Here is a 16872-nt window from a genome sequence, read left to right as displayed (position 1 = left end):
AGCCAAGCATTCACTCCAGGTGAAGGCCATCCGACCGACATCCACAGGCGGGAACTCACCGACTTCCCACATCAGGCTTTCAGTGACACTTTCGAACGGCATATTCCCGGCCACGGATTCGGCCGACTCCGGGCACGCCTGAACACTGACAGCGAAGGAATTGACACGCAGCGCGAATGATTTCGGCCATATCGTCGTGCCCGCCCCTGGGAGTCCGCACCCCGCGTTCCACGGTCGGCATCGGGCGCCGTCCCTGCATCGGCCCGCGCGGGCAGCCGGTGGCCGCCGTCGGCGGCCTGATCCGTTGTCCCCGAAAGAGTGATCGCATTACGTCGGCGGGATAACAGGTCCTTTCCAGGACAGGGCCACGGCCAAGTGGGCAACCGGCCCCTTCGACTGCGGCGCCCGGGGCTGGACAGCCCAGCGGACGTACCCCATGGTCATCGGGCCGGACAACCTGCCGCTGATCACCGACCAGAGGGCGGCCGCGGGGAACCTCGCGATGGCGTCCTTCTCCGCACTGGTGCATGCCCGCAGCCCCCACATCGACGCCATACTGGAAGCGCTCGGCCGAGCCCTTCAGGCGACCGACGGGAAGTCCACCGACTACTTCTACGAGTTCCTGGAACTGAACCTGAGGGCTACCCCAGCCGGAGACAGATGGAAGGAAATCATGTCTTTCGTCACCTACTTCCCCGGTCGGGGCACCGTCCGTGAGACCGCCTACCTCGAAGGCAAGGCCGAGGGCAAGGCCGAAGATCGTGCCTCACTGATCCTTCGCCTCCTTGAGAAGCGCGGCATCCCCGTCACTGACGACACCCGGGAGCGCGTCACCTCCTGCACCGACCTCGACACCCTCATCCTCTGGTTCGACCGCGCCCTCGCCGCCACCACGGCCGACGAACTCTTCGCCGAGGATGCAGAAGAGACCTGAAGCCCTCAGACCGGCCCGCTCCCTGAGGGGGACAGTTGCGGTTCCCGCAACCGACGCCTGCGTGTGACCTGCGTGGATGGCGCTGATACCATCCGCGCACTTGTGAGGGGGCGCAGGGTCCCCGGGGGAGGAAACATCACGTGGGCCGTCATGCCCTCAGCCGCGGCCGGCTGGCCGTGGCCATCAGCGCTGCGTCGCTGATCATCGCCGGCGGGTTTGTGTATCCACTGGTCTCGGCGGAATCAAGCAACGCCGCGGCACTCGTCCCCTGGGGCGAGGCGACAGCCATCACAGGCGCCGACGCGGAAGCCTCGGTGAAGGGACTCGTCACCACGGCCAACGGCTCAGCGGTAGTGCTGTGGAACCAGCTCTCCGACAGCAGCACCGAGCGAAAGCTGTACGCGGCCGTGCGCCCGGCGGACAACGACACGTGGGGAGCGCCGGCGCTGCTCGCCACGACCCCCACGGAGGCGGGTGACATCAAGTTGCTGGCCTCCGCAGACGGCACGGTCACCGCGCTGTGGGCGGAGTTCCCGAACGAGACCTCGCCCGGATCGGGAACGTATGAGATACGGCTCGTCAGTTCCGTGCTGTCGGCAGATGGAGCGTCCTGGTCGGCACCGGTCGAGGTCGTCGGCACCGACGCGGCTTGGACCGACGGCGGCATCGACCTCGCCGAGGCGCCGGACGGCACGGTCACCGCGGTCTGGGGCACACGTGCGACCGCCACGTCGAAGCTCGAGGTCAGCGCCGCAACGCGGGCCGCGGACGGGAGCTGGTCCGCTCCGGTCAAGATCAGCGCGGCCATCGCGGAGGGTGCCGACAGCGCGGCGGCCCCGAGCGTGGCCGTGGATGCCGACGGCACCGTCGTGGTCGTATACAAGCAGTCGGACAGCGGCCTCAGTACATTGCGCACGGTCTCCAGGGCCGCGGGAGAGACCAAGTGGACCGACCCGGTCGCCCTGACCGAGGCGTCCGAGTCGATGGGAGATCCCCAGCTCGCGGCGGCGAATGACGGCTCCCTGACGCTGGTCTGGTCGGCCGCGGTCACCGAGTCGGACCCCAGAGCGATCTACACGGCCCGCGCTGCGGACGGCACCTGGTCGGCGGCCGAATCCGTGTCCACCACGGACGACCTCGTGGAAACGCCCGAGCCGCTCATCGCCACGAACGGCGACGTGACCCTCGTCTGGGTCGACTGGACCACGACCTACAGCACGCGCTCCGCCACCCGCAGCGCCGCCAGTGGCACCTGGTCTTCGCCCGAGACACTGTCGACGGGGTACGTGCCCGAGCAGTACGACGCCTCGATCGGCGAGGACGGCACGGTGCACGCCGTCTGGACGCAGACCGACCCGGATGACTCCGGCCGGGTGCTGATGGAGTCCGCACGCACCGAGGGGGCATGGGAGTCAGCTGCCGAACTCCCCGGCTCGGCGTCCGAGTTCGTACGCGGTCAGGTCGCCGCCGGGACCGACGGCGCGGCCACGGCCGTCTGGTCGGACACCCAGAACGACGTCACACGGCTGTACGGGTCCAGAACCGAGTGGCCCGTGCTCGCTGTGAGCGGGTCCACCGTCCCGGGCACCGCAGCGCTGCGGGGCACCACCGCCTCCAGCACGGCCTGGGCCCCCACCTGGCAGCTCACCCGGCCCACGTCCTCATGGTCCCTGGTCCTCACCGACAGCGCGGGCAGGACGGTACGGACACTGACCGGCACGGCGAACGGCCTGACGGTCGCCCCTACCTGGAACGGCCGTACGGCCTCCGGCGTTCACGCCCCCAACGGGCCGCTGAAGTGGAAGCTGAGCGCCACCTCCACCGACGCCACGTCGGCGACCATGCTGGACTCCGGCACTCTCACCGTGACGGGAGGCGCCGCCGTAAGCCGCGACTTCGGCGGCACCTCCGCCACCCCCGACGGCACCGGCGACCTGCTCACCCTCAACTCCTCCGGCGGTCTCACCTTCCAACTGGGCAAGCGCTCCTCCGGGACCTTCTCCGGGAAGCTGTCGGGCAGCGGCTGGGCCACCTCGATCAAGGCCGTCCCGTTCGGGGACCTGAGCGGCGACCGGTGCAACGACGTACTGGTGCGGCTCAGCAGCGGCTCCCTCCGGTTCTACAAGCCGGGCTGCGGCAAGGCCGTCACGCCCTCCACCTCGTACACCTCGCTCGGCACCGGCTGGGGACAGTACAACCTCCTGACCTCGCCCGGGGACATCTCCGGCGACGGCCAGCCGGACCTGATCGCCCGCAGCTCCTCCACCGGCGCCGTCTACCTCTACAAGGGCACCAGCACCGGCAAGTTGTCCTCGCGCGTGAAGCTCTACTCGGACTGGTCCGGCTACAAGAAGATCGTCGGCGTCGGCGACATCACCGGCGACGGCATCGGCGACCTGATCGCTCAGAACAAGGCGAACGACCTGTACCGCTACAACGGCACCGGCAGCGGCACCTTCAGGGCCCGCGCCAAGGTCTTCAGCGCCTGGGGCAGCTCGTACAACACGGTCGTCGGCGTCGGCGACATCACCGGCGACGGCAAGGCGGACATCGTCTCCCGCGACACCTCGGGCAACGTCTGGCGCAACAACGGCACCGGCACCGGCTCGTTCAGCAGCCGCACGAAGATCGCGACGGGCTGGGGCGGCTACAAGTCGCTGTCCTGATCGTCCGTCCGGACAACAGAAGGGGCGCCCGGGACCTGATCGTCCCGGGCGCCCCCGCGCGTGCAGCGGAGATGCGGTTTTACGAGGCTGAAGCCGAAGCGGGAGCCGATGCCCCCGGCTGGACGGCGTCGTCCGTGCCGTCGTGTGTGACATCCGGGTCGACGCCCACCGTGATGGTGGCGATGACGCCCTTCGCGATGTCGTTCTTCTTGTACTTCAGCTTGAGCAGACCGCCCGCGGTGCCGCTCTGATCGTAGATGGTGTCCTCGGTGAGCGTGGTGCGCTCGGTCGTGCTCGTGGAGTACGGCTCGACCTCGGCGGAGGCGAGGACGGCCTCCTCCTCGAAGAAGAACTGGCCCGTGTGGCAGGTGTGGCCACCCTCGTAACCGGCGTCGGTCCACTCGCCGTCCACGTGCACCTTGGTGTGGATGTGGACGCAGCGGCCCCGGTACCAGCCCGGGAAGACCGTCTTGAACTCGACACGGCCGGCGTTGTCCGTCTTCCATGTGCCGCGCAGGTAGCGCTCGTCGTCGGTGGGCTCCTCGTGGATGCCGCCGCCCGTGCCGCCGCCGGGGGCGCCGGACGGCGGCTCACCCGTGGGCATGCCGGAGGGGTCCCCCGAGGGGGCGTCGGTCGGGGCGCCGCTCGGCGGCGTGCCCCCGCCACCGCCCGTGGAGAGGCTCTCGTAACCGGAGTAGATGCCCAGCGCGTCGCAGTGCCAGATGTCGACGGCCGCGTTCTTCAGCGGCTTGCACGTCTCGGAGTCGATCACCTTGAGGCGGAGGGTCAGCGGGATGCCGTCCTTGTCCTCGGTGATGTCCTGCCGGATCTTGTCGGCGTCGATGTAGTACGGGCCCTCGGTGGTCTCCGAGGTCAGCTTGTAGCAGGTCTCCGCGCTCTCCGTGCTGCCCGTGGCGGTCGTGTCAGTCGTCTCGTCCGCGAAGGCGTTGACGGCGATCCCGCCGCCGACACCGACCGCGGCCACAGCCGCTCCGCCTGCGATGACGACCTTACGGCGCGTCATGTCCCTCTTGTGGGCCGGTCCCTGGTGCTCAGTCATGGCGGGGAGGCTAAGGCTCGCGCCTGTCAGGGACGTGGGAAAGCCCTGTGGGCGCACACAGGAAACGTAGGCGCCCACAGGAAACAAAGAAAAAGCACGCGCCAAACGCACGCGACGCAGAAAAGCAGCGGGGCGCCGCGCAGCCTCAGCCGCGCGGCGCCCCCGGCGTCCACCGCCGCATACCGCCTACTTCTCGCCCGCCGGCTTGCGCACCTGGATGTGCAGCTCCCGCAGACGGGACTCCTCCAGCTCCGTCGGCGCGCCCATCATCAGGTCCTGCGCGTTGCCGTTCAGCGGGAACGCGATGGTCTCGCGGATGTTCGGCTCGTCCGCGAGGAGCATGACGATGCGGTCGATGCCCGGGGCGATGCCGCCGTGCGGCGGGGCGCCGAAGCGGAACGCGCGCAGCATGCCGGCGAACTCGCGCTCGACCGTCTCCTCGTCGTAACCCGCGATGCCGAAGGCCTTGAGCATGATGTCCGGCTCGTGGTTCCGGATGGCGCCCGAGGACAGCTCGACGCCGTTGCAGACGATGTCGTACTGCCAGGCGAGGATGTCCAGCGGGTCCTGGGTCTCCAGGGCCTCCATGCCGCCCTGCGGCATCGAGAACGGGTTGTGCGAGAAGTCGATCTTGCCGGTGTCCTCGTCCTTCTCGAACATCGGGAAGTCGACGATCCAGCAGAAGCGGAAGACGCCTTCCTCGAAGTGGCCCGCCCTGCGAGCGGCTTCCACCCGCACCGCGCCCATGATCTTCGAGACCTCGTCGAACTCGCCCGCGCCGAAGAACACGGCGTGGCCGGGCTCCAGGCCGAGGCGCTCGGTGAGGACCTTGACGTTCTCCTCGGTGAGGAACTTCGCGATCGGGCCGGTCAGCGAGCCGTCCTCGGCGACGCGGACCCAGGCCAGGCCCTTCGCGCCCTGCTCGACCGCGTAGTCACCGAGCTGGTCGAAGAACTTGCGGGGCTGCGACGACACGTCCGGCACAGGCAGGGCGCGTACGTGCTTGCCCGCGAACGCCTTGAACTCCGAGCCCTCGAAGACGTCGGTGATGTCGACGAGCTCCAGCTGCGCGCGCAGGTCCGGCTTGTCCGAGCCGTACTTGAGCATGGCCTCGCGGAACGGGATCCGCGGGAACGGCGACGTCACATGACGGCCGCCGCCGAACTCCTCGAAGATCTCCGTCATCAGCTGCTCGATCGGCCGGAAGATGTCCTCCTGCTCGACGAAGGACATCTCCACGTCGAGCTGGTAGAACTCGCCGGGCGAGCGGTCGGCGCGGGCGTCCTCGTCGCGGAAGCAGGGCGCGATCTGGAAGTAGCGGTCGAAGCCGGAGATCATCAGCAGCTGCTTGAACTGCTGCGGCGCCTGCGGCAGGGCGTAGAACTTGCCCGGGTTCAGGCGGGAGGGGACGACGAAGTCGCGGGCGCCCTCGGGGGACGTCGCCGTCAGGATCGGCGTCGCCATCTCGTTGAAGCCCATCGCGGCCATCTTGTGGCGGATCGCGGAGATGACGGCGGTGCGCAGCATGATGTTGCGGTGCATGCGCTCGCGGCGCAGATCCAGGAAGCGGTACTCCAGGCGCCGCTCCTCGTTCACCCCGTCCTCGGTGTTGATCGTGAACGGCAGCGGGGCGGCCTCACCGAGCACCTCGACCTCGGCGGCCTCGATCTCGATCTCGCCGGTCGGCAGGTCCGGGTTCACGTTCTCGGCGCCGCGCGAGACGACCTTGCCGTCGACGCGGACCACCGTCTCCTTGTGCAGCTTGTCCAGGGCCTCGGCGGCCGCGGTGCCGGGGCGGGCGACGAGCTGCGTGATGCCGTAGTGGTCGCGCAGATCGATGAAGAGGATGCCGCCCAGGTCTCGGCGATTGTGCAGCCAGCCACTCAGCCGGACGTCGGTGCCGACGTCAGAGGCGCGGAGCTCGCCGCAGGTGTGGGACCTGTACCGATGCATCGTCGTTCATCCAGTCTTCGCGTCAGTGATCTGTACGATCCGTGCGATGGTCTTTGCGATTCGTGTGGACCGGCCCATCTGGATGGACCAGCCTTCCCAGGGTACCGGCCATGCCACGATCGCTTTCCGATGATTACGGGCCGGCGGCTGCTTTCCATGAATACGGGCGTGGCGGCTTCCGCGATACGGGCGTGGCGGCTTCCGCCGAATGCCGAAGACGGTCGGTGGCGACGTGCTGCCCGTCCTTCTTAGAGTGGGGCAATGCGTACCGAAGATCCCCTGCCCCGGGTGGGGGACGTCCTGGCCGCCCTGGCGACCGGCCTGTGGCGCTGGGACAACGCGGCCGGAACGGTCACTCTCGACGCCGAAGCCGCCCGGCTCCTCGGGCTGCCCGCGGAACAGGTCACGCTGACCGAGGCGGCCGTGCGGTCCCGCTTCCACCCCGTCGACTGGAACGAGATCCACGGCGTCGTCCAGCTCGCCGTCGCCGAGGGGACCCTCGCCGAGGCCCGGCTGCGGATCATGGACGAGCAGGGCCGGGTGATCCGTACGGTACGCAGCCGCTCGAAGCCCGTCGTACACGGCGCCCCGGGCGCGTACGAGCTGATCGGCAGCCTCCAGGAGGTCAGCGAGCCGCCGCCGGGTGCCGCCGCGCGCACGCCCGTCACGGGCGACTGGCGGCGCTCGCGCGAGGCGTTCCTGCTGGACGCGGGCCGGGCGCTGGCCGAGGCGCGGTCGACGGAGGAGGTGCTGCGGGTCGCCGCGGGCCTGTCGATGCCGGGCTTCTCACCGGACGGGCTCGCCGTCTTCGGCGCGGAGGGCGACCGGCTCACGCTCATCGGACACCACGGGCACCAGCCCGGCGACGAGGGCCCGTTCGCCGCGATGTCGCTGGACACCGACTATCCGGCCGCCGAGGTGGTGCGCACCGGCCGTGCGGTCTACCTCTCCTCGCCGGAGGAGTACCGGCGCCGCTATCCGGTCTCCTGGCCGCTCGCCCAGCGCTTCAACCGCCAGTCCTGGGCCTTCCTCCCGCTGATCGTGGCGGGCCGCACGATAGGCGCCTGGCTGGCGGCCTTCGCGTATCCCGTCTCGTTCACGCCGGACGAGCGTTCGGTGCTGACGACCGTGGCGCGGATGCTGGCGCAGGCCCTGTCGCGGGCCGGCACCGCCGAGTCGGAGCGGGAGCTGACGGACGGGCTGCAGCGCTCCATGATGCCCACGCTGGGACCCGAGATCCCGGGGATGAGCGTCGCCGCACGGTATGTCCCGACGGGCGGCGGCCTGCAGGTCGGTGGCGACTGGTACGACATGATCCCGCTGCCGTCCGGCCGGATCGCGCTGGTCATCGGCGATGTGCAGGGGCATGACGTACGGGCCGCCGGGCTGATGGGACAGCTGCGCATCGCGCTGCGCGCCTATGCCTCCGAGGGACACCGCCCGGACGCGGTGCTCTCCCGCGCCAGCCGCTTCCTGTACGGCATCACGGACACCTTCACCTACGGCTCCACCGGCGGTCCCGACCGGGCCGAGGAGCACGAACCGCGCTTCGCGACCTGCCTCTACGTGGAGGCGGACCCCACGACCGGTGTCCTGGAGATCGCCCGGGCCGGCCATCCCGACCCCGCGATACGCATGGCCGACGGCACCGTGCTGAAACGGCCCACCGTCGGCGGTCTGCCGCTGGGCGTCGACCCGGACGTGGACTATCCGATGACCCAGTTCGCCCTCGAACCGGGCGAGACCATGCTGATCTGCACGGACGGACTGATCGAGACCGGCGGCCACGACCTGGAGACCGGCTGGTCCCGGATCCGCTCCATCCTGGAGGAGCACCGGCCCGAGACCCCCGAGGGCCTCGAGAGCACCAAGGGCCTCGAGGAACTCGCCGACGTACTGGTGCAGGCCGTGCACGGCCCCTCGTCCCACCACACGACCGGCCCGCTGGCGGACCGCCGCGAGGACGACATCGCGGTCCTGCTTCTGCACAGGAGCAGCGAGCCGGGACGGGCCACGACGGCGCGGCGGACCGTGCTGACGATCGCGCAGGCCGAGCCCGAGCGGGTCGCGGCGGCCCGTCAGCAGATGCGCGAGATGCTGCACGACTGGGCGGACGCCGACCAGACCGACTCGGCGGTCCTGCTGGTCTCCGAGCTCCTGACGAACGTCCTCGTCCACACGGACAGCCACGCGCTGATGGTCGCCGAGGTCATCGGTGAGGAGGGCGCGCGCCGTATGCGGATCGAGGTGACGGACGCCAGCGACGACCTCCCGCACAAACGCCGGCCCGGCGAGCTGGCCTCGTCCGGCCGCGGTCTGCTGCTGATGGAGCTCCTCGCGGGCAGGTGGGGCGTCGATCCGCGGGGCGAGGGCAAGAGCATCTGGTTCGAGTTCTACGAGTCGGCGGGGCCGGGTGGAGGACCGGTGGACGGCCGGGGTCCGGAGGACGGCGGAGGTCCGGAGGACGGCGTAGGCCCGGTGGACGGCGTAGGCCCGGAGGACGGCGACGGCCCGGAGGACGGCGACGGCCCTTTGGCGTAACGGGCGCGCAGTGCGCCGATGACGCCGAACACGGCGGCGATCAGTGGGACGGCCAGCAGGATGCCGAGGATGCCCGCGACGGAAGCGCCCGCAGTGATCGCCAGCAGCACGGCCGCCGGGTGCATCTGCACCGTCCGGCTCTGGACGATCGGCTGCAGCACATGCCCTTCGAGCACCTGCACGGCGAGGACGACGCCGAGCGCCCACAGCGCGATCACGACGCCGCGGTCGGCGAGTGCCACGAGGATGGCGACCGCGCCGGAGAGGAACGCCCCGAGATACGGGATGTAGGCGCCGACGAAGACGAGCGCACCGAGCCCGACGGCCCCCGGCACGCGCAGGACCAGCAGCCCGATCGTGATGATGACGGCGTCGATGAGCGCGATGAACGTGGTCCCGCGCATGAATCCCTCGACGGCCCGGAAGCCGAGGCGCGCCATCGACTCGACGGTTTCGCCCGTACCGCCCGGCGACAGCGACCGCAATGCCGCCGACACCCGGTTCGAGTCGCGCAGGAAGAAGAAGACGAGCAGCAGCGCGAGCACGGCCATGGCCATGGTCTCGGCCACCACGCTGATTCCGCTGACCACGCCGGAGGCGGCGGTCCCGCCGAACCTGCCGAGTAGTTCCCTGGCGTTGGCCGCGACGTCCTCGAGCGACGTCCCGGCCGCGCCGAAGTACCGCGACAGATCGGCGGCGGCCTTCCGTACGGACGCGAGGATCTGATCGCCCGTCTCGATCAGCGACCGGACGACGAGGTAGATCGCGCCGCCGACCACGGCGAGGACCGCGGCACAAGTGATCCCGGCCGCGAGCGAACGGTTCACCTTCACGCGCACCAGCCGCCGGTACAGCGGCCGCAGCAGCGCGGTCCCGAGCAGCGCCAGCAGCACCGGGACGACGGCTGTCCGGAACACCATGCACAGCCAGATCCCGACGGCGGCCACGGCCATGACGAGCAGGATGACGACGCACCACGCGGCTGTGCGGCGCGCGGGTTCGGGCAGGAGGGAGGGCGGCGTTACGGGGGTCTGCACACCGTCCACCCGACCACGGGCGGGACGGGGCGGCGCGGCAGCGGCCTCCGGCCGGGTGACGGACAGTCAGCAACCCGGCCGGAGGCCGCACCGTAAAACCCGGGCACCCCTGGGGGCTTCGCCCCCAGACCCCCGATCGCCCTTCGGGCTCGTCCTCAAACTCCCCCAGCTACCGCTGGGAGCTGCCCACAGACGGGCTCAATTTGCCCGTCTCACATGCCGTGCACCGCGGGAATCGTGCCCAGCCGGCCCTTCTGGAAGTCCTCGAAGGCCTGCTGGAGCTCCTCGCGGGTGTTCATCACGAACGGCCCGTAGTGCGCCATCGGCTCACGGATCGGCTGCCCGCCGAGGAGGACCACCTCCAGGTCCGGAGTGTGGGAGTCCTGCTTCTCGTCTGCGCGGACGGTCAGCGAGGAGCCGGCGCCGAAGACGGCGGTCTGGCCCAGGTGGATCGGACGCCGCTCGGCACCCACCGACCCGCGCCCGGCCAGCACGTACGCAAGGCCGTTGAAGTCCTCGCGCCAGGGCAGGGTGATCTCGGCGCCCGGCGCCAGCGTCGCGTGCACCATCGTGATCGGTGTGTGCGTGATGCCGGGACCGTTGTGACCGTCCAGCTCACCGGCGATGACGCGCAGCAGCGCGCCGCCGTCGGGGGTGGTGAGCAGCTGGACGCTGCCGCCGCGGATGTCCTGGTAGCGCGGGGCCATCATCTTGTCCTCGGCCGGGAGGTTCACCCACAGCTGGAGGCCGTGGAAGAGGCCGCCGGACATGACGAGCGACTCCGGCGGAGCCTCGATGTGCAGGAGGCCCGAGCCCGCGGTCATCCACTGGGTGTCGCCGTTGGTGATGGTGCCGCCACCGCCGTTGGAGTCCTGGTGGTCGAAGATCCCGTCGATGATGTAGGTGACGGTCTCAAAGCCCCGGTGCGGGTGCCACGGGGTCCCTTTCGGCTCCCCAGGCTCGTACTCCACCTCGCCCATCTGGTCCATCATGATGAACGGGTCCAGGTACTTGTAGTTGATCCCGGCGAACGCACGGCGCACCGGGAAGCCCTCGCCCTCGAATCCGCTCGGTGCCGTCGTCACCGTGAGCACGGGACGGGCCACGGCGTCAGCCGGCGCCACCACACGGGGCAGGGTCAGCGGGTTCTCGATCGTCACTGCAGGCATGTCGGGACCTCCTTTACCTCTACATTAGTTGAATGTAGAACTTTCTGCCACCCAGAACGACGAACGCCCGGAGGGAATTCCCTCCGGGCGTCGGGTGCGACAGGGGTGCGGGCCTACATGGGCCCCGCAGGGGCAACGGCGTCTAGCCGTACATACGGCGCATCGCGAAGTCGACCATCTGCTCGACCGCCTTGGCGTCGAAGACCATCCGGTGCTCGCCCTCCATGTCGAGGACGAAGCCGTACCCGGTGGGCAGCAGGTCGATCACCTCGGCGCCTGTGATCACGAAGTACTTGGACTCCTTGCCGGCGTACCGGCGCAGCTGCTTGAGCGAGGTGAACATCGGGATCACGGGCTGCTGGGTGTTGTGCAGCGCGAGGAAGCCCGGGTTGTCACCGCGCGGGCAGTAGACCTTCGAGGTCGCGAAGGTCTGCTGGAAGTCCTCGGCGGACATCGACCCCGTGGTGAAGGCCCGCACGGCGTCCGCGAGGGAGGGCGGCGACGGCTCCGGGTACAGGGGCGGCTGCTGGCCGTAACCCTGCTGGGGCGGCGGGGCGTACTGCTGCTGGGCGCCCTGGTTCTGCTCGTACCCGTACATGGCGCACAGCGTACCGAGAGCGCCGGGGCGGGCGGGGCGGTACGGCCCCGCACCCGGGGCCCGAAGCGAGCGGACTCGCTAAGGGAGTTCACGGAAACGGCACTGGCCGCTCACAGCGGGCACTCCTAGCATCCGTCACACAGCGGGCAATCGGCACGCACAGCGAACGATCAGGCACACAGAACAATCGGGCACAGAAAGCAGGGGGCACAGCCATGCACGAAGAAATCCACGACCACGACAGAGGTCTCTCCTTCGACCTCCCGGTCCTCGCCCGCCGCCGGATGATCCGGCTGATGGCCGGCGCGAGCCTGGTCCCGCTGGTGGGCTGCGCCGCCGAGGACGACGCCTCCTCTTCGTCCTCCTCCTCGGCCGCCTCCACCTCGTCCGGCGGCTCGTCCTCCTCGTCCGCGAGCTGCGAGACCATCCCGAACGAGACGGCCGGCCCGTACCCCGGCGACGGCTCGAACGGCGTGAACGTCCTGAAGGAGAGCGGTGTCGTCCGCAGCGACATCACGTCCAGCTTCGGCGACTCGGCGGGCGGCACCGCCGAGGGCGTGCCCCTGACGATCTCGCTCACGGTCGTCGACGCCGCCTCCGGCTGCGGCACGCCCAAGAAGGGCGCCGCCGTGTATCTCTGGCACTGCGACCGGGACGGCAACTACTCCCTCTACTCCGAGGGCGTCACCGACGAGAACTACCTCCGCGGAGTCCAGGAGACGGACGACAAGGGCCAGGTCACCTTCAAGAGCATCTTCCCGGCCTGCTACTCGGGCCGCTGGCCGCACATCCACTTCGAGGTCTACGGAAGCCTGGAGGACGCCACCGCGGCCACCTCGATCACGAATACCTCGCAGCTCGCGCTGCCGAAGGACGTCTGCGACACGGTGTACGCGACCGACGGCTACAGCCAGAGCGTGGAGAACCTCAGCCGGCTCTCGCTGGAGTCGGACAACATCTTCAGCGACGGCTACGACCAGCAGATGGCGACGGTGAAGGGCAGCGTCGAGAAGGGCTACACGGCGACGCTCACGGTTCCGGTCTGAGCAGACCACTGCTCGTCTCAGCAGACCAGCGCCGGTCTGAGCAGGCCAGTGCCGGTCTGAGCAGACCGGTGGCGGTCCGAGCAGCGGTTCGGGAGGGTCCGGCGCGAGCCGGCGGACGCGTAACGCGTCACAGATGCCCGATAGGGGTTGCTTTTTATTACCGACGGGTAGCATCATCCTAGCTACTTGCTGGTACGTGTATGAGAACCCTCCCGAACTGCTAACGGAGCCGTCGCCATGGGGCACTACAAGTCGAATCTCCGCGACATCGAGTTCAACCTCTTCGAGGTGCTCGGGCGCGACAAGCTGTACGGCACCGGCCCGTTCGCGGAGATGGACACCGACACCGCCAAGAGCATCCTCGAGGAGCTCACCCGGCTCGCGGAGAACGAGCTGGCCGAGTCCTTCGCGGACGCCGACCGCAACCCGCCGGTGTTCGACCCCGAGACCAACACCGCCCCCGTCCCGGCGTCCTTCAAGAAGTCCTACAAGGCCTTCATGGACTCCGAGTACTGGCGCCTGGGCCTGCCCGAGGAGATCGGCGGCACCACCGCCCCGCCGTCGCTGATCTGGTCGTACGCGGAGCTGATCCTCGGCGCGAACCCGGCCGTCTGGATGTACTCGTCCGGCCCCGCGTTCGCCGGGATCCTCTTCGACGAGGGCAACGAGGTCCAGAAGAAGATCGCCCAGATAGCGGTCGAGCGGACCTGGGGCTCCACGATGGTGCTCACCGAGCCGGACGCCGGTTCGGACGTCGGCGCGGGCCGCACCAAGGCGATCCAGCAGGAGGACGGCTCCTGGCACATCGAGGGCGTGAAGCGCTTCATCACGTCCGGTGAGCACGACATGGAGGAGAACATCCTCCACTACGTCCTCGCCCGTCCCGAGGGCGCGGGCCCGGGCACCAAGGGCCTGTCCCTCTTCCTCGTCCCGAAGTACCTCTTCGACTTCGAGACCGGCGAGCTGGGCGAGCGCAACGGCGTCTACGCCACGAACGTCGAGCACAAGATGGGCCTCAAGGCCTCCAACACCTGCGAGATGACGTTCGGCGACCGCCACCCCGCCAAGGGCTGGCTGATCGGCGACAAGCACGACGGCATCCGCCAGATGTTCCGCATCATCGAGTTCGCCCGCATGATGGTCGGCACGAAGGCGATCTCCACGCTCTCGACGGGCTACCTCAACGCCCTCGAGTACGCCAAGGAGCGCGTCCAGGGCCCCGACCTGGCGAACTTCATGGACAAGACCGCTCCCAAGGTCACCATCACGCACCACCCGGACGTGCGCCGCTCGCTGATGACGCAGAAGGCGTACGCGGAGGGCATGCGCGCCCTGGTCCTGCACACCGCGGCCGTCCAGGACGAGATCGCGGTCAAGGGGGCGGCGGGCGAGGACACCTCTCAGCTGCACGCGCTCAACGACCTGCTCCTGCCGATCGTGAAGGGCTACGGCTCCGAGAAGGGCTACGAGCAGCTCGCGCAGTCCCTGCAGACCTTCGGCGGCTCCGGCTTCCTGCAGGAGTACCCGATCGAGCAGTACATCCGCGACGCCAAGATCGACACCCTCTACGAGGGCACGACCGCGATCCAGGGCCAGGACTACTTCTTCCGGAAGATCGTCCGCAACCAGGGCGCCGCGCTGAACTCGCTCGCCGAGGAGATCAAGAAGTTCCTCGCGGTCGGCACCGGCGGCGACGAGCTGGCCGCGGCCCGCGACTCGCTCGCCAAGGCGGCCGTCGAGCTCGAGGCGATCGTCGGCGTCATGCTGACCGACCTCGCGGCCACCGAGCAGGACGTCAAGAACATCTACAAGGTGGGCCTCAACACCACCCGCCTGCTGCTGGCCTCGGGTGACGTGGTCGTCGGCTACCTGCTGCTGCGGGGCGCCGCCGTGGCCGCCGAGAAGCTCCCGACCGCCTCCGCCAAGGACAAGGCGTTCTACACGGGCAAGATCGCGGCCGCGAAGTTCTTCGCCGCCAACATCCTGCCGGGCGTCGCCGTCCAGCGTCAGCTGGCCGAGGCCGTCGAGCTGGACCTGATGGACATCGACGAGGCAGCCTTCTAGTCAACCCGGCTACAGACGCCCCCCTTTACGAGGGCCCGCTTCCCACCCCCGGGAGCGGGCCCTCGTACGTCGTTAAGGTGATCCCATGACCTCTCCCGTCCGCTTCGACCGCGGCCACACCGACGACCTCATGTCCTTCCTGACGGCGAGCCCGTCGCCGTACCACGCTGTGGCCAGCGCCGCCGAGCGGCTGGAGAAGGCGGGCTTCCGGCAGGTCTCGGAGACCGACGCCTGGGAGGGGTCGACCGGCGGGAAGTACGTGCTGCGCGGCGGCGCGATCGTCGCGTGGTACGTGCCGGAGGGCGCCGCACCGCATACACCGTTCCGGATCGTCGGCGCGCACACCGACTCGCCGAACCTGCGGGTCAAGCCGCTGCCCGACACCGGAGCCCACGGCTGGCGGCAGATCGCGGTCGAGATCTACGGCGGGCCGCTGCTCAACTCCTGGCTGGACCGCGACCTGGGCATCGCGGGACGGCTCTCACTGCGGGACGGCTCGAGTGTGCTGGTCAACGTCGACCGGGCACTGCTGCGCGTACCGCAGCTGGCCATCCATCTCGACCGGTCGGTGCACACCGAGGGCCTCAAGCTCGACAAGCAGAAGCATCTGCAGCCCATCTGGGGTCTGGGCGAGCCCGGCGAGGGCGGCCTGATCCGCTTCCTGGAGGACGAGAACGGGATCGAGCCGGGCGAGGTCACCGGCTGGGACCTGATGGTCCACTCGATCGAGCGCCCCTCCTATCTGGGCCGCGACCGCGAGCTGATGGCCGGACCGCGCCTGGACAACCTGCTGTCCGTGCACGCGGGCACGGCGGCACTCGCGGCGGTGGCGGGCTCCGCGACGTCGGGCGCCGACCTCCGTTCTGCGAAGCAGACAGACAAACTCAGCATCCCGGTGCTGGCCGCCTTCGACCACGAGGAGAACGGGTCCCAGTCCGACACCGGCGCGGACGGCCCGCTGCTGGGCTCGGTCCTCGAGCGGTCGGTGTTCGCGCGCGGCGGCTCGCTCGAGGACCGGGCGCGCGCCTTCGCGGGGACGGTGTGCCTGTCCTCCGACACCGGCCACGCCGTCCACCCCAACTACGCGGAGCGGCACGACCCGACACACCACCCGCGCGCGAACGGCGGACCGATCCTCAAGGTCAACGTCAACAACCGCTACGCGACAGACGGTTCGGGCCGCGCCGTGTTCGCGTCGGCGTGTGAGAAGGCGGGCGTCCCCTTCCAGTCCTTCGTCTCGAACAACGCGATGCCGTGCGGCACGACGATCGGCCCGATCACCGCCGCCCGGCACGGCATCAAGACCGTCGACATCGGCGTCGCGATCCTGTCGATGCACAGCGCCCGCGAACTGTGCGGCGCGGACGACCCGTTCCTGCTGGCCAATGCGCTGGTGGCGTTTCTGGAAGGCTGAGGACCCGTCAGCGGCTTTAAAGTCTCCGCCTCCGCATGGCTGTTCGGGCTCGGGGTACTCGACCTGGGCCCGGAACAGACATACGGGACCTCAGGGAGGCGAGACCTATGGGCCTGGGCGGATGCATCATCCTGATCGCCGCGGGGGCCATCCTCACGTTCGCGACCGACTGGGACATGCAGGGCGTGAACCTCGACGTGGTCGGGATCATCCTCATGGCCGTCGGCCTCATCGGCGTGGCCACGTTCAGCAGCATCGCAAGGCGCCGCCGGGTGGTGATGCCACCGGGTTCACCGGTGGTGGAGGAGGAGCGGCACCATCACCATGGGGGCGGGTACGGCGGGTACGAGTGACGTACACACCGCTGCGGGCGGTGGGCCCGCCCATCCC

Annotated in this window: 11 protein-coding genes and 1 pseudogene; 7 read left to right on the top strand and 5 right to left on the bottom strand. The window is 69.5% G+C overall.

What is annotated here, in order from left to right; genetic code table 11:
• Positions 1–436: 436 nt before the first annotated feature.
• Both ACSMXV_RS22295 and ACSMXV_RS22290 read left to right on the top strand, forming a co-directional pair.
• A complete protein-coding gene (locus ACSMXV_RS22295) occupies positions 437–934 on the top strand; it encodes a hypothetical protein (RefSeq protein ID WP_473173081.1) in 498 nt (165 codons plus the stop codon).
• 140 nt (positions 935–1074) lie between these two features.
• Positions 1075–3600 (top strand): FG-GAP-like repeat-containing protein, encoded by a 2526-nt coding sequence (locus tag ACSMXV_RS22290; RefSeq protein ID WP_473173080.1) that lies wholly within the window; start codon positions 1075–1077, stop codon positions 3598–3600.
• 79 nt (positions 3601–3679) lie between these two features.
• Here the strand turns inward: ACSMXV_RS22290 and ACSMXV_RS22285 are convergent, their stop codons facing one another.
• Positions 3680–4660, bottom strand: coding sequence for an intradiol ring-cleavage dioxygenase (locus tag ACSMXV_RS22285; RefSeq protein WP_473173079.1), 981 nt, complete (start codon positions 4658–4660; stop codon positions 3680–3682).
• Positions 4661–4846: 186 nt separating this feature from the next.
• Positions 4847–6613 carry an aspartate--tRNA ligase gene (aspS, locus tag ACSMXV_RS22280; protein WP_473173078.1) on the bottom strand — a complete coding sequence of 589 codons (1767 nt, stop codon included), beginning with the start codon at positions 6611–6613 and terminating at the stop codon, positions 4847–4849.
• A 261-nt stretch (positions 6614–6874) separates the two neighbouring features.
• On the opposite strand from aspS, the gene ACSMXV_RS22275 reads away from it, so the two are divergent.
• Entirely contained in the window at positions 6875–9154 is a 2280-nt protein-coding gene (locus ACSMXV_RS22275) for a SpoIIE family protein phosphatase (RefSeq protein WP_473173077.1), read from the top strand.
• On the opposite strand, the pseudogene ACSMXV_RS22270 reads toward ACSMXV_RS22275, so the two are convergent.
• From ACSMXV_RS22270 to ACSMXV_RS22260, 3 genes and pseudogenes are all read right to left on the bottom strand, one after another.
• Positions 9088–10191 (bottom strand): annotated as a pseudogene (locus ACSMXV_RS22270) (AI-2E family transporter); the annotation flags it as partial. The gene ACSMXV_RS22275 and the pseudogene ACSMXV_RS22270 sit on opposite strands and share 67 nt — an antisense overlap.
• A 212-nt stretch (positions 10192–10403) precedes the next feature.
• Entirely contained in the window at positions 10404–11360 is a 957-nt protein-coding gene (locus ACSMXV_RS22265; protein WP_473173076.1) for a pirin family protein, read from the bottom strand.
• A 142-nt stretch (positions 11361–11502) separates the two neighbouring features.
• Positions 11503–11958, bottom strand: coding sequence for an SseB family protein (locus ACSMXV_RS22260; RefSeq protein ID WP_473173075.1), 456 nt, complete (start codon positions 11956–11958; stop codon positions 11503–11505).
• 215 nt (positions 11959–12173) lie between these two features.
• Between ACSMXV_RS22260 and ACSMXV_RS22255 the strand changes: the two genes are divergently transcribed.
• The 4 genes from ACSMXV_RS22255 (at position 12174) to ACSMXV_RS22240 (ending at position 16835) form a co-directional block, all read left to right on the top strand.
• On the top strand, positions 12174–13004 hold the full coding sequence (locus ACSMXV_RS22255; protein ID WP_473173074.1) for an intradiol ring-cleavage dioxygenase: 831 nt from the start codon (positions 12174–12176) through the stop codon (positions 13002–13004).
• A 237-nt stretch (positions 13005–13241) separates the two neighbouring features.
• Positions 13242–15068 carry an acyl-CoA dehydrogenase gene (locus ACSMXV_RS22250; protein WP_473173073.1) on the top strand — a complete coding sequence of 609 codons (1827 nt, stop codon included), beginning with the start codon at positions 13242–13244 and terminating at the stop codon, positions 15066–15068.
• Positions 15069–15153: 85 nt separating this feature from the next.
• On the top strand, positions 15154–16482 hold the full coding sequence (locus ACSMXV_RS22245; protein WP_473173072.1) for a M18 family aminopeptidase: 1329 nt from the start codon (positions 15154–15156) through the stop codon (positions 16480–16482).
• A gap of 107 nt (positions 16483–16589) precedes the next feature.
• A complete protein-coding gene (locus ACSMXV_RS22240) occupies positions 16590–16835 on the top strand; it encodes a DUF6458 family protein (RefSeq protein ID WP_473173071.1) in 246 nt (81 codons plus the stop codon).
• The last annotated feature ends 37 nt before the right edge of the window (positions 16836–16872 follow it).

The sequence above is a fragment of the Streptomyces sp. DSM 42067 genome (assembly GCF_055792885.1).
Note: the sequence above shows the minus strand (reverse complement) of the source record. Positions and strands in the feature narration are given on the sequence as shown.